Annotated in this window: 15 protein-coding genes and 1 pseudogene; 11 read left to right on the top strand and 5 right to left on the bottom strand. The window is 68.7% G+C overall.

The window, feature by feature from the left end; genetic code table 11:
* The 8 genes from AO398_RS10120 (at position 1) to AO398_RS10085 (ending at position 5672) form a co-directional block, all read left to right on the top strand.
* Entirely contained in the window at positions 1 to 345 is a 345-nt protein-coding gene (locus tag AO398_RS10120) for a CsbD family protein (protein ID WP_058191934.1), read from the top strand.
* 40 nt (positions 346 to 385) lie between these two features.
* Positions 386 to 1306, top strand: coding sequence for a hypothetical protein (locus AO398_RS10115; protein ID WP_058191933.1), 921 nt, complete (start codon positions 386 to 388; stop codon positions 1304 to 1306).
* Between the two features lie 290 nt (positions 1307 to 1596).
* Positions 1597 to 2085, top strand: coding sequence for a YidB family protein (locus AO398_RS10110; RefSeq protein ID WP_058191932.1), 489 nt, complete (start codon positions 1597 to 1599; stop codon positions 2083 to 2085).
* Positions 2086 to 2163: 78 nt separating this feature from the next.
* Complete coding sequence (argC, locus tag AO398_RS10105) at positions 2164 to 3114, top strand: N-acetyl-gamma-glutamyl-phosphate reductase (protein WP_058191931.1); 951 nt, start codon at positions 2164 to 2166, stop codon at positions 3112 to 3114.
* A 177-nt stretch (positions 3115 to 3291) separates the two neighbouring features.
* Positions 3292 to 3834, top strand: a complete 543-nt coding sequence (locus tag AO398_RS10100; protein ID WP_058191930.1) for a sigma-70 family RNA polymerase sigma factor — start codon at positions 3292 to 3294, stop codon at positions 3832 to 3834.
* Complete coding sequence (locus AO398_RS10095) at positions 3831 to 4598, top strand: anti-sigma factor (protein WP_058191929.1); 768 nt, start codon at positions 3831 to 3833, stop codon at positions 4596 to 4598. The genes AO398_RS10100 and AO398_RS10095 overlap by 4 nt, the downstream gene beginning before the upstream one ends.
* An 85-nt stretch (positions 4599 to 4683) precedes the next feature.
* Positions 4684 to 5361 carry a helix-turn-helix transcriptional regulator gene (locus AO398_RS10090; RefSeq protein WP_058191928.1) on the top strand — a complete coding sequence of 226 codons (678 nt, stop codon included), beginning with the start codon at positions 4684 to 4686 and terminating at the stop codon, positions 5359 to 5361.
* A gap of 83 nt (positions 5362 to 5444) precedes the next feature.
* Positions 5445 to 5672: a hypothetical protein gene (locus AO398_RS10085; RefSeq protein WP_058191927.1), complete on the top strand. Its 228-nt coding sequence runs from the start codon at positions 5445 to 5447 to the stop codon at positions 5670 to 5672.
* A gap of 43 nt (positions 5673 to 5715) precedes the next feature.
* Here AO398_RS10085 and AO398_RS10080 read toward each other — a convergent pair whose 3' ends face one another.
* Both AO398_RS10080 and AO398_RS10075 read right to left on the bottom strand, forming a co-directional pair.
* Positions 5716 to 6381, bottom strand: a complete 666-nt coding sequence (locus AO398_RS10080) for an NUDIX hydrolase (RefSeq protein WP_244498721.1) — start codon at positions 6379 to 6381, stop codon at positions 5716 to 5718.
* A 31-nt stretch (positions 6382 to 6412) separates the two neighbouring features.
* Positions 6413 to 7297 (bottom strand): PhzF family phenazine biosynthesis protein, encoded by an 885-nt coding sequence (locus tag AO398_RS10075; RefSeq protein ID WP_058191925.1) that lies wholly within the window; start codon positions 7295 to 7297, stop codon positions 6413 to 6415.
* Between the two features lie 154 nt (positions 7298 to 7451).
* Between AO398_RS10075 and AO398_RS10070 the strand changes: the two genes are divergently transcribed.
* Complete coding sequence (locus AO398_RS10070; RefSeq protein WP_058191924.1) at positions 7452 to 7931, top strand: OsmC family protein; 480 nt, start codon at positions 7452 to 7454, stop codon at positions 7929 to 7931.
* A 27-nt stretch (positions 7932 to 7958) separates the two neighbouring features.
* Here AO398_RS10070 and pdxY read toward each other — a convergent pair whose 3' ends face one another.
* Positions 7959 to 8807: a pyridoxal kinase PdxY gene (pdxY, locus tag AO398_RS10065; protein ID WP_058191923.1), complete on the bottom strand. Its 849-nt coding sequence runs from the start codon at positions 8805 to 8807 to the stop codon at positions 7959 to 7961.
* 166 nt (positions 8808 to 8973) lie between these two features.
* On the opposite strand from pdxY, the pseudogene AO398_RS10055 reads away from it, so the two are divergent.
* Positions 8974 to 10053 (top strand): annotated as a pseudogene (locus tag AO398_RS10055) (IS3 family transposase); the annotation flags it as partial.
* Positions 10054 to 10232: 179 nt separating this feature from the next.
* On the opposite strand, the gene AO398_RS28805 reads toward AO398_RS10055, so the two are convergent.
* Together AO398_RS28805 and AO398_RS10050 are read right to left on the bottom strand one after the other, a co-directional pair.
* Positions 10233 to 10406 (bottom strand): hypothetical protein, encoded by a 174-nt coding sequence (locus tag AO398_RS28805; RefSeq protein WP_160329324.1) that lies wholly within the window; start codon positions 10404 to 10406, stop codon positions 10233 to 10235.
* A 621-nt stretch (positions 10407 to 11027) separates the two neighbouring features.
* Positions 11028 to 11636, bottom strand: a complete 609-nt coding sequence (locus tag AO398_RS10050; RefSeq protein ID WP_058191921.1) for a PAS domain-containing protein — start codon at positions 11634 to 11636, stop codon at positions 11028 to 11030.
* Between the two features lie 518 nt (positions 11637 to 12154).
* Between AO398_RS10050 and AO398_RS10045 the strand changes: the two genes are divergently transcribed.
* Positions 12155 to 12367 carry a hypothetical protein gene (locus tag AO398_RS10045; protein WP_058191920.1) on the top strand — a complete coding sequence of 71 codons (213 nt, stop codon included), beginning with the start codon at positions 12155 to 12157 and terminating at the stop codon, positions 12365 to 12367.
* Positions 12368 to 12650 lie beyond the last annotated feature (283 nt).

Genomic DNA, 12650 nt, shown 5'->3' with positions numbered 1-12650 from the left:
ATGGTTGATACCGATCGCGTGACCGGCGCCGCCAAGGAATTCGTCGGCAAGGCCCAGGGCGCCGTGGGCGACCTCACCGGCTCGAAGGGCGACTCGGTCGAGGGGCGCTTCCGCGAGGCACAGGGCTCGGCTGAGAACCTCTACGGCCAGGCCAAGGACACGGCCCGCACCGTCGCCAACGAGGCCGGCCACTACGCCGAGGACGCCTACCAGCATGCCGGCGACTACGCCCGCCGGGGCACCCGCGCCGTGGCCCAGCAGGTCGAGGAGAGCCCGCTCGTCGCGCTGCTGATCGCCGGCGCCGTCGGCTACGGCCTCGCCCTCCTCATGCACGCCCGCCGCTGAGCGCGAGCGCCCTTCTCGACCCGACGACCAGGAGTACACAGTGACAGCATCCCCCAACCTCTCGACCGCGCCGCTCGCTCATACGAGCGACGCGCGCACCGTCCTTCTCCACCAGGTGTCGTGGGGTGCGATCTTCGCCGGCGCCACCACGGCGCTGGTCGCCCAGGTGATCCTGAACATGCTCGGTGTCGGCATCGGCCTGTCGAGCGTCGGCATGAATGCCGCCGACAACCCCGCCGCCTCGACCCTGTCGATGAGCGCCGGCATCTGGTTCGTGGCCTCGGGCATCGTCGCCTCGCTGATCGGCGGCTTTATGGCCGGGCGGCTCTCGGGCAAGCCGGTGGGCGGCGCGGCCGGCCTGCACGGCCTGGTGTCCTGGTCGGTGACCACCCTGGTCGTCCTCTACCTGCTGACCTCGGCGGTGGGCGGGATCGTCGGCGGCGCCTTCAACGGCGTGGCCACCACGCTCAGCGGTGCCGGCAACCTGGTCGGCGGCACCGTGCAGACGGCGGCCCAGGCCGCGGCACCCTCGCTGTCCAAGATCTCGAACCCGCTCGACGGGATCGAGAGCACCGTGCGCCAGCAGGCGTCCGGCCAGGATCCGCAGGCGGCGCGTGACGCGGCCGTGGCGGCGGTCCGCGCGGTTCTGACCGGTGACCCGGCCCAGAAGCAGCAGGCCGAGACCCGTGCGGCCGACGCACTCGCCAAGGCGCAGGGCATCCCGGTCGATCAGGCCAAGCAGCAGATCCAGGACTACGAGAAGCAGTACGACCAGGCGGTCGCCACGGCCAAGCAGAAGGCTGAGGCCGCGGCCGTCGCCGCCAAGTCGGCGGCTACCCAGGGCGCCTTCTACGCCGCCCTCGCCCTGATCCTCGGCGCGTTGGCCGCTTTCCTGGGCGGCCGCCTCGGCGCCCCGAAGACCGAGACCCTGGTCGATTCCTACGGCACCCGCCGCGCCTGAGACCCGCGATCCCCGCGCACCGCGCGGCGATCTCCCGACCGGCGGCCGGACTCCGATCCGGCCGCCGACGCCCTCACTGCCCCCGTCGCCCCCACGGAGAACCCCGATGATCCGCAAGCTCCTCACCATCTTCGTCCTGCCGAAGCTGATCGCCTATGTCGGCCGCCGCTTCGCCGGCCGGTCGGCCGCCCCGTCGCGCCGCCCCCACTGAGCCCCTTCGCGGGCCCCGGAATCCGCCGACCGGGGCCCGTCAGCGAACCGAATTCGGTGGACACCCGAGAGGACACGCCATGAGCAAGGGTTACCCCTCGATGACCGCGCTGCTGGGCCTTCTGGCCGTGGCCGGCTACCAGAATCGCGACAAGCTCGCCGAGCTGTTGAAGGGCCACGAACACGGGACCAGCTCGTCCCCCGTCCCGTCCGTGCCGAATCCCGCCCACACGAGCGGGACAGGCAGCAGCGATACCTTTTCCCGCCTCGGCGGCTTGCTCGGCGGTGCCGGGACGGCGGGGGTCGGCGGCCTGATCGCCAGCGGCCTCAGCGAGTTGGTCGACCACTTCACCAAGGGCGGGCACGGCGAGACTGCGACCTCTTGGATCAATCACGGCACCAACCGCGCCATCCCCGAGACCGACCTCGAGCGCGCCATCGGGCCCGAGACCCTCGACCACCTGACCCAGCAGACCGGGCTCAGCCGGGCCGCCCTGCTGGCCCGCCTGTCTCGCGAGCTGCCCTCGGCGATCGACCGCTACTCGCCCGACGGCCGCCTGCCGACCTGACGGCGTTGACAGGGGCGTCCGCAGGCCTCACCCCCGGACCGTAACGGCCGGGTGTGATTCTGGCCTGCGAGACGGATCATGGCGAGCGAAGCAGCCACACGGCCCATCGTGTTCATCGACGGCGAGGCCGGCACTACCGGCCTCGGCATCCGCGAGCGCCTGGAGCGCGACGGACGCGTCACCCTGCGCAGCATCGCAGCCGAGCACCGGAAGGACCCGGCGGCCAAGCGCGCGCTGCTTGCCGAGGTCGACCTCGCCGTCCTGTGCCTTCCGGACGACGCCGCCAAGGAGACGGTGGCGCTCGCCGACAGCCTGCCGGGCGGCGGCCCGCGCATCCTCGATGCCAGCACCGCCCACCGGGTCGCCCCCGGCTGGACCTATGGCTTCCCGGAGATGACCCGGGAGCAGGGCGCAGCCGTGTCCGGCGCCCGGCGGGTGGCCAATCCCGGCTGCTACCCGACCGGCGGCATCGCGCTCCTGCGCCCCCTGGTCGAAGCCGGCCTGATCCCGGCGGATCTCCCCATCAGCGTCAACGCGGTCAGCGGCTATAGCGGCGGCGGCAAGGGCATGATCGAGGAATACGAGCGGGGCAGCGCGGCGCCGTTCCTGCTCTACGGCCTCGGCTTCGCCCACAAGCACGTGCCGGAACTCCAACTGTACAGCGGGCTCACCCGGCGGCCGATCTTCGTGCCGTCGGTGGGCAATTTCCGTCAGGGCATGCTGGTGAGCGTCCCGCTCCACCTCGACGCGCTGCCGGGCAAGCCCGCGGCCGGCGACCTGGAGGCGGCCCTGCGCGACTGGTACGCCGGCCAGCCCCTGGTCCAGGTGACGACCGGCGCCGAGACCGGCGCCCACCGCGAGAAGATCACGCCCGAGGATCTCAACGACACCGACCGGCTGGAGCTGCGGGTGTTCGGCTCGTCCGAGCACGGGCAGGCGGTGCTGGTGGCGCGCCTCGACAATCTCGGCAAGGGCGCCTCCGGGGCGGCGGTGCAGAATCTCGGGCTGATGCTGGGGCTCGACGCCTGATTTTTCGAAGCTCTGATTGTGCATCATCGTTATCTGAAAGCCGGCAACCACCGTTCGGGATGATGCTCATGCCCCCGGGAATAACCGGGGCGGCCCGACGGTTCTCAGTCCGGGGGCGGAGCTTCGGGGTGGGCGGCCGATGGCGGCGCGAGCGAGCGATCCGAGGGGCGGCGGCGCGTGACGACGCTCGCCCGTGCGCGCTTCAGCCAATTGGTCCTGCCCCGCCTCGATGAGGGCTACCGGCTCGCGCACTGGCTCACCGGCAACGCCACCGACGCCGAGGACGTGATGCAGGAGGCGTGTCTGCGCGCCTACCGGGCGATCGAGACCTTCGCGGAGGGGAACGCGAGGGCGTGGTTCCTGACCATCGTCCGCAACACCGGCTATTCCTGGCTGCAGCGGCACCGGCCCCGGGCGGTGATCTTCGCCGAGGACCTCGCCCCGGAGGCCCGGGCCGCCCTGGATGCCGGTAGCGGTCTCGCCGAGGCGCCGGAGACCCCCGAGGCCACGCTCATCGCCCGCGACGAGGCCGGGCGGCTCGGCCGGGCGAGCGCGGCGCTGCCGGTCCCGTTCCGGGAGGCGCTGGTCCTGCGCGAGTATCACGGCCTCGGCTACCGGGAGATCGCCGAGGTGACGGGCGTGCCGATCGGGACCGTGATGTCGCGCCTGGCGCGGGCGCGCCAGCACCTGCTCGAACGGCTCGCGAAGGACGGGCGATGACCGGCGACGACGAAACCCTCCTGCTGCTGAGCGCCTACGCCGACGGTGAATTGTCGCCCGGCGAAGTGCTGGCCATGGAGTGCCGCCTCGCGGCCGAGCCGGACCTGCGCGCGCGGGCCGCGCGCCTGCGCGGCCTCTCGGGCGCCGTGCGCGCGACCCTCGCGGAGGTGCCGGCCCCCGAGACCTTGCGGGGGCGGATCGTCCGGCAGATCGGGTTCGCCGACCCGGAGCCCCGCCGCTCCCGGCTCGGCGCCCGGCCGGCACTGGCCGCGACGCTGGTGGCCGGGATCGCCATCGGCGCGTCGCTCGGCGGGATCGTTCCCCTCGGAACCGCCGAGGCCCCGTCCCCGGTGGGCGAGGCCGTGCTGGCCGGCCATCTGCGGGGCCTGGCCGCGCCGCAGCCCTTCGACATCGCCTCCGCCGACGGGCACGTGGTCAAGCCCTGGTTCAACGGCCGCACCACCATCGCGCCCGACGCCCCCGACCTGTCCGACCGGGGCTACCCCCTGGTCGGCGGCCGGATCGACATCGTCGACGGCCAGCCGGTGCCGACCCTGGTCTACCGCCACGACCGGCACGTAATCAGCGTCACGGTGGTCCCGGCGACCGGCGGCGCGCAGGCCGGCGAGGCCCGCCGGGACGGGACGTTCCTCGAGCGCTGGGAGGCGGGCGACCTCACCTACTGGGCGGTGTCGGACCTCAACGCCCGGGACCTGCGCGGCTTCGTCGAGCTGTACCGCGCCCGGACCGCCCGGCCACGCTGACGATTTCGCGCCCGGCCCGGGAATAACTGCGCGGGGACCCGGGTTCTGCATCCCGTCATCCGCATCGATCCGACGAGGGCCGCGCGTGATTGCGATTTTGGACCGAGACGCGCGCCCGGCCTGCGGGTCCGGCGCCCCACGACTTGACCCGGTCCCGGTAGAGACCGCGCTGCACCGTCTGATCGAGCATTTCGAGGAGGGGGTGGCGATCATCGACCGCTCCGGACGCACGCTTTTCCTGAACCGTGCCGCCCAGGCCCTGATCCGCCGGGGTCTGCTGCGCCTCCGGAACGGATGCCTGTGCAGCGGATCGCCCGAGCACGGCGCGGCGATCGGCCGGCTCATCGCCCGCTGCGCCATCGGCGCCGGCTGCTCCGTCCGGCTCGCGGGCGAGACCGGCACCCTCCTGATCGCCGCCTGCGCGATCCCCGGCAACGCCGTGCTCCTGCGCGTCGTCGATCCCGACGCCGCGCCGCTGCCGGACCCGGCCGTGCTGCAGGACCAGTTCGGCTTCACCCCCGCCGAGGCGGCGATCGCCACTGACATCCTGGCCGGGCACGACCTCGCGGCGAGCGCGGCCCGGCGCCGGGTCACCCTGCATACCGCCCGCGCGCATCTGCGCCGCCTGTTCGAGAAGACCGGCACCCGCCGGCAGGCCGAGCTGATGCGCCTCCTGCTGCTCTGCCCGCTGCCGATCCCGGCCGCCGACCCCATCTGTGCGGGACCGGTCGACCTCCCATCCCGCCCTCGTTCAAATGCGTGATGCGGGACGTTTGAAACAGAGCCACGCTCCACCGTGTCGATGCGCGACGCGAAATCCGTATTCGCCGGGTCGGAGAGCGAGATATGATTGTGGCGATCCTGAAATCCATCCAGGCTCGACGGTCGGCGGCGCGGAATTACCGTCTCCTCTCGGCGCTCGACGACGATGTGCTGTGCGATGTCGGCCTGGACCGGCGCACCCTGCGGGCCTTCTGCGACACCGGCTGCGCCCAGCACGCCGCCATCGGCGGCAAGGCGTCCCCGGGGCCGGCGGTCCCGATGCCGGGGGGCCTGACGCCCGCGGTGCGGTGAGACCGATGGGGCCCGGGCTTCGTCGCAGCCGGCCTTCGACAGGCTACGCCCCGAACGCATCCGCCAGATAGGCCCGCACGAAGCCCGGCATCCGGGCCGCCTCGGGGCCGTCCGCGGCCCGGGCCAGATGGATCCCGGCGAGTTCCGGCTCGGCCTCCTGGCGGCGATGCGCCTCGATGCGCGCGCACAGGGCCTCCGCCGGCTCCGGGAACCGCACCGGCCGCAGGAAGGCGAGCTGCCCCTCCCCTTCGAGCATCACCCAGCCGGTCGCCGCATCCTCCGGCAGGACGAGGCCGGTCTCCTCGGCGAGCTCCCGGGCGGCGCTGCCGGCGAGGTCGACGGTGGCGCCGCACACGTCGTCGAGGTCCGGGGTGCCGCAGGGGAAGTAGAGCTGGCCGGCATTGGCCGTGTGGGCGCCCATCGCGCCCAGCAGGACGGCGCCGTCGGCGCTCCAGGGCACGATCGACGCGAAGGCGTTGACCACCCCGCCCTCCTCCCGCCCCCGGTCCCGGTAGGCGATGAAGCTCGAATAGGTTGCCGCGAACAGATCGACCCGGGCGATCCCGGCCGCGACCGCGCAGGCGCTGCCGAGCAGCACGGTGCCGTCGAACATCCCGGGGCTGCGGGCGAGCCGCGCCTGCCAATGGGCGGCGATGGCGTCCGCGTCGTCCCGGGGAAACGGCCAGTCGTGGGCGACGAGCCGGGCCATGACGCCGGCGAGCCGGGTGATCCGGAAGCCGTCAGACACGTAAACGTCCGTCCGACACGATCACGGCCGCGCCGCCGATCTCCACCGAGCGCAGGGCGCCGGCCGCGATCGTAAGCTGGAGCGCGATGTCGCTCGGCCGGCCCATGGCCTCGCCCTGGCGGATCGCCACGTCGTGGGTGCCCGCCCCCAGGGTCTCGAACTGCATCAGCACCCCCGCGAAGGCGGCGGCCGCCGAGCCGGTGGCCGGGTCCTCCGCGACGCCGAGATGGGGCGCGAACATCCGCACGCGCCAGCTCTGGCCTTTACCCTCGGGATCGGAGGCGTAGAGATAGAGCCCGTCGGCGGCCTCGGGCCCCTGGGCGGGTTTTGCGGCGTCGAGCGCCGCCACCGTGGCGATGGGCACGCAGGTGAAGCTCGGCCCGACCCCGTGGCGGCTCGGGACGTGACGGCCGGTGCCGATATCGCCGGGCGCCAGCCCGAGGAGCGGCGCCAGCACCGCCGGATCCGGCCCCTCCCCCAGGAATTCCGGCAGGGCCGGCAGCTTGAACCGCGCCCGCCCGCCGCTGCCGTCGGCAAACGGCTCGACCACGCAGGGCACGATCCCGATCCGCTCCTCCAGGCCGAAGGCCCGGGCATCCCCCTGCGACGGCCCCTCCAGCGCCAGCAGCACGGCCGCGCCCACGGTGGGATGGCCGGCAAACGGCAACTCGTGCAGCGGCGTAAAAATCCGCAGCCGCGCCCGGTGGCGGGCCTCGCTCGGCGGCAGCACGAACACCGTCTCGGACAGGTTGAACTCCCCGGCGATGGCCTGCATCGCGGCCGTGTCGAGCCCCTCGGAGTCGAGCACCACGGCCAGCGGGTTGCCGGCGAGCTTTTGCTCGGTGAACACGTCGAGGGTGACGAAGCGGCGTGCCATCGTATCTTTACTCCAGGCGGCGCCCGCGGCTGGCTGGCGGCGGCGGCCCGCTTTGCTAAGCTATGCGGCCGCGCGACGCGATACGAGCGGCGCGGTCTGGGAAGCCTAGCCGAGTGCGGCACCGCTTCCCAGACGGTCCAGCCGGAAGGGCGTCATGTCCGAGACAGAGCACAGTTACCCGGTCACGGTGACCTGGACCGGCAACCGGGGCACCGGCACCCAGACCTATCGTGGCTACGACCGGGCCTTCGCGGCGGAGGCCCCGGGCAAGCCCCCGATCCCGGGTTCGGCGGACCCAGCCTTTCGAGGCGACCCGGCCCGGTGGAACCCTGAAGACCTGCTGGTCGCCTCGCTCTGCGCTTGCCACAAGCTCTGGTATCTCGGCCTCTGCGCCCAGGCCGGGATCGTGGTGACGTCCTACACGGATACCGCCGAGGGCCGCATGACCGAGGAGGCCGACGGTGCCGGCCAGTTCACCGCCGTCACCCTGCGCCCCCGCGTGACGATCACCGCCGAGTCGGACGCCGCCGAGGCCCGGGCGCTGCACCACCGGGCGCATGCGATGTGCTTCATCGCCCGATCGGTGAATTTTGCCGTGACCCACGAGCCGACGATCGTGCGGGCGGGGGATTGAAGGAGCGGCGCGCTTGATCTTGGCCCCTCATACCGCCTCCACCGCAAACGTCTCACTTGGGTTCACATACTCGTCCTGCGCGGCCACGGTGAGGATCTCCCGGGAGCCGGCCGCTGCGGTGCGCTTCAAGAGGCCGTAGACCGAGGCGGCGGCGGCGCCCAGCGCTGCGGCGGCCGAACCGGTACGGGCGTAGTGAACCAGGAACATGGCCGCGATGCAGTCGCCCGCACCGTTAACCGCGATGGCAAGCCGCGGGGTGCGGACCCGGAACAGTTGCCCCCCCGCCCCCCCCCCCAGGTCGATGCGGTCGGCCGGCGTGTCCGCGCAGAGCGTCGAGGTGACCAGCACCACCCGGGGCCCCCGGGCCTGAAGCGCCGCGATCGCCGCCCCGGCCTCGGTCCGGGTGCGGCTTGGCAGGCCGGTGAGCCGATCGAGCTCGAACTGGTTGGGGGTGAGGATGTCGGCTGCCGGCACGGCCTGCTCGCGTAAAAACGCCTCGATCCCCGGACGCACGTAGACGCCCTCCGCGACGTCGCCGATCACCGGATCGCAGCAATAGAGAGCCTGGGGGTTGGCTGCCCGCACGGAGGCCACCGCGTCCAGGATCGCTGTCCCGATCTCGGCCGAGCCCATATAGCCCGACAGTACCGCGTCGCATGCGGGAAACACCCCACGCTCACCGATGCCCCGCACCACCTCGCGGATCATCGCCGCTTCGAAGACCGGGCCGCGCCACGCCCCGTAGCCGGTGTGGTTGGAGAACTGCACTGTGTGGACTGGCCAGACCTCGACCCCGAGCCGCTGCATTGGGAACACCGCCGACGCATTGCCGACATGGCCGTAGGCGACGTGGGACTGGATCGACAGGACGTTCAACGCGGGTGATCCCCGGTTCCGTTGCGAGAGCCGAAGCTGTCGGCGATCCGGGGCGTGGGTGCAAGCGCGGGGGCGGGTGGCTCAGATTTGATGGTTGGTGTGACCTGACCGGCTGGCTTTGGACCGGACTGATTGAGAGGATCAGTTTGGACCGGAGGAGCTGGGGATGAAGCGAGGACAGAGGCCGAGCGCAGAGCAGGTCGTGCTGATGCTGCGCCAGATTGAGGTACAGATGGCACAAGGCAAGAGTATCGCCGTCGCCTGTAAGGGGGTAGATGTCTCTGAACAGAACTCTTACCGCTGGCGTAAGGAGTATGGCGGTCTGAAGGTCGATCAGGCTAGGAAGATGAAGGATCTGGAGCGTGATAACGCTCTGCTTCGCCGCCTGGTGGCGGATCTGTCTTTGGAAAAGCAGGTGCTGGCGGACGTCGCCTCGGGAAACTCGTAGCCCCTGAGCGGATCGTCGGCCAGCATCGGGGTACGCAGCGCTACGTTTCCACGTTGCCGGCCGACGAGGATGCGCTGACCCGTGCCATCATCGCCCTGGCGTCCGAGTACGGACGCTACGGCTACCGCCGCATCACCGCGCGCGCTGCTGCAGGCAGCGGGGTGGCAGGTGGGCAAGGATCCGGGCCAGCGGATCTGGCGTCGTGAGGGGCTCGAGGTCCCGCAGAAGTACCGACCGCGCAGAAGCCTATGGCTGAACGATGGATCCTGCGTGCGGCTGCGCCCGCTCCATCGCAACCACATCTGGAGCTTCGATTTCATCCAGGCTCGGAGCTGCGACGGATGCTCGCTTCGGGTCCTGACGCTGATCGACGATCATAGCCGAGCTTACCCGACGCTGAGGGTGGCGCGACGCATCAACAGCGTGGGCGTGATCGAGGCGCTGGCCGACGCCATGTGCCTGCACGGCATCCCGGAGAACATCCGCTGCGACAAGGGCCCGGAAATGATCTCGAAGGCGTTGCGCAAATGGGCCACCAAAGCCGGCTCGCAGATCCAGTACATCGCTCCCGGATCGCCGTGGGAGAATGGTAACTGCGAGAGCTTCAACGGCAAGCTGCGCGACGAGTGCCTACGCCAGGAGATCTTCTGCTCGCTGAAGGAGGCGCAGACCGTGATCGGTCTATGGCAAACCAGGTACAATTGCGTCCGACCGCATTCGTCGCTGGGCTATCGGCCCCCCGCCCCCGTCAGCTACCCGGGGCTGGCCTTCCGGCTACCCATGGCCGCGACCATGCAGGAGCCTGTCATTTGGCTCGGTCCAAAAAAATACCGGTCAGGTCAGTGGGGGAGCCGCCTGTCATGATGGTTGAAGATTGATCCGAGATGATACAGGTCTTAATGAAGAGCACCCCGATTGCCCCGCTGGATAGCGTGGACGTGGCGATTGAGGTCGATTAAGCGATACCTGTTCCGTCGCTAATCCTCTGCAAGAGCGTCGTCGTAGGCGTCGAACAGCCACGCAAGGAGATTGGTGCCTACATCATCGCCGAGATTGCCCTTAAGCCTTTCCAGCGGCTTCTGCGGGGACTGGAGCCGTACTTCGGCGTACAACTCGCGCGCCAACCGATCCAAAGCGTCGTCTGGCAGCACTCGCTCTCGATTTACAAGCATGACTGCACCCTACGATGGCGGACAACTTGCTCGGTCCCGCCGCCCGATCTGATCACGGGCTGGCGGGGCTCGGCGCCGTTCCCCACGGCGATGGGCCAAGTACGCATGTGGCCGAGTTACAGGATGCCAAAGCGTCGTTAGCCGGGCCTCAACGGCATCCTCCAGTAGGGTCCCGGATCGGGATGCCAGTCGGTAGTGCCAGTTAGCGATGCTGGGATTGAAGAGGGCAAGCTATGACGATGTAGCTGCCCAGGCAATCGAGCAGTTGTCTCGAATGGGAGCGGGCTGCCCTCCCCGATCACGAAGCAGGCCGCCGTCCGGTGTCCCTATGAGGCTTACCGGTCGGATCCAGTCTGGGGGGGAGGGCTTGGCCGGGCCGATGGGTATCCGTGCGCGGACGCGCTATGGTGCCGTGGAGCGGCCCAAAAGTCGAAACCGGAACGAGCAAGGCCCGCCCATGGGGACCGGGTGGGCCTAGATATCTACAGGCAGCAGCGCCCATTAAGTCGAATGGGGTTAAGTCGTCGCCGCCAATACTGATCGGGGATAGACGTGACTTCTATCGCCGCAGCAGCCGCACCTCGACACGATGGAGACCCGTCAATGCAAACGAGCGAGACGAGCGCGCACTTCCGCCCGGGCGAGGCTGCGACCGAGCTCCTTCAGTAGCGTGTCCGCCAACGCCAAGGCCTGTGGCTCTTCAGCCTCCTGAAGTGACCTGTAACCAGCTAAAATGAGGTCCGTCGCGCGTTCCAGCGGCATCGTGGCCTGATCCACACTCGTCATCACAAGGGGCCCGTCCCCCTCCTCGCTGTGTGTGATGTCCACCACGATGCCGCGGCCCGAGACCACGGTACCGGTTTCATTTTTTTCGAATTTTCCCCGAGCCAGGATCCGACGTGTTTGACCGTCCGCCGAGCAGACGCGATGCTCTGCGATGAACCACCCCCCGTCGGCTGCGCATCGCCAGATTTGCTCCATGACGTGCGCGCGATCATCCGGGTGTACGCCGGCGTTGAACGTGTCGAACGGGATGCCCTCCTCGGCAAACATTGGGGTGAAGCCGAACAGGAAGGCGATCATGGCGTCGCCGGTCACAAGGTTCTTACGAACGTCGACCTGCCAGCGACCGACCGCATCTGCGTCCTCGAGGACGGCTTGCAACTCGTCGCGCCATGGATCGAGGCCCGCGCCGTCCGATGTTCGCATTCTTCTACACCCTTCTTGGTTTCATCACAACTGTAGATAGCACGTAACTGAACTGAGGTAAATCAAGCAACGTGTAAGGCTGCCGTTACGAGGTGCCAGGGATGGGCGTCGCAGTCTTTAGAGATAACCTCATGGAAGCTGGCATGTTTCTAATTGCCGCCTATGGGCAAGTTTGCCTATTTATGATTATGTAATGCTTATTATACTAAAAATGATTAGATTCATAATGCAGCGTTACGTTTGAACTATCGTTATTATCGACTATCTTGTGCAGAATTTAGCGGAACAGCAAGCAATTATGAAAATATCTCAAATTATAAGTTGTACAAATGATGATATATGGTGTTGCCCGATTATCGCCGTCCAGAAGGTTTTAATCTCTAAGGTGTTTTGCTGCTGAGTTTAGATGCTTGTGCGAACGCACACCTCGAACGCGCAGCTAAGCAGTTTGACACCAGCCGATTGCAGTCGACAAGCGTTACTTAAGCGAGAACGATCGCGCACAATCAATTCTGGATATGACCGACAACACGGCCCGCCTCACCGAGATCGCCAGCGCCATAGGCGTCCCGGTCGAGACTTTCACTCAGCCCGCTCTTCGGGCAAGCGAGCGCACCGAACGCCTCACAGAGATCATGAAGCTCATCCAGGCCTTTGAGACGATCGAGGATGCCCCGGCCCGGCGTCGCTGCATCACGTTTGTAGAGACCACGGCTGGCGCGCTCAGGTAGGTGTCCGCCTGGAACGGAGCGCATTCATCGCCGAGGCTGCTATGGCGCCATACGTGATGCCGCAAACCATAGTAGAATAGGCAGTTTCATCGAACCAGGTTCTGCACTGTTCCTGCATCCGACGGATAGTTAACTCCGCTCCCGCGCGTTGAGCGGCCGACTGTATCGAGCCGAAAGCCTCCGGTCCGCTTCGGACCAAGGCTGCCGGAAAAGCGGACAACCTGCTACCGACCCAAGTCGGCTATGCGGGCAACCAACGGAGTTTCCCGAAAGCCGACATTTG

This window comes from Methylobacterium sp. GXS13 (genome assembly GCF_001455965.1).
In the GTDB taxonomy this organism is placed as follows: Bacteria; Pseudomonadota; Alphaproteobacteria; order Rhizobiales; family Beijerinckiaceae; genus Methylobacterium.
The sequence above is the reverse complement of the archived record's forward strand: the minus strand, read 5'-3'. Positions and strand labels throughout refer to the sequence as shown.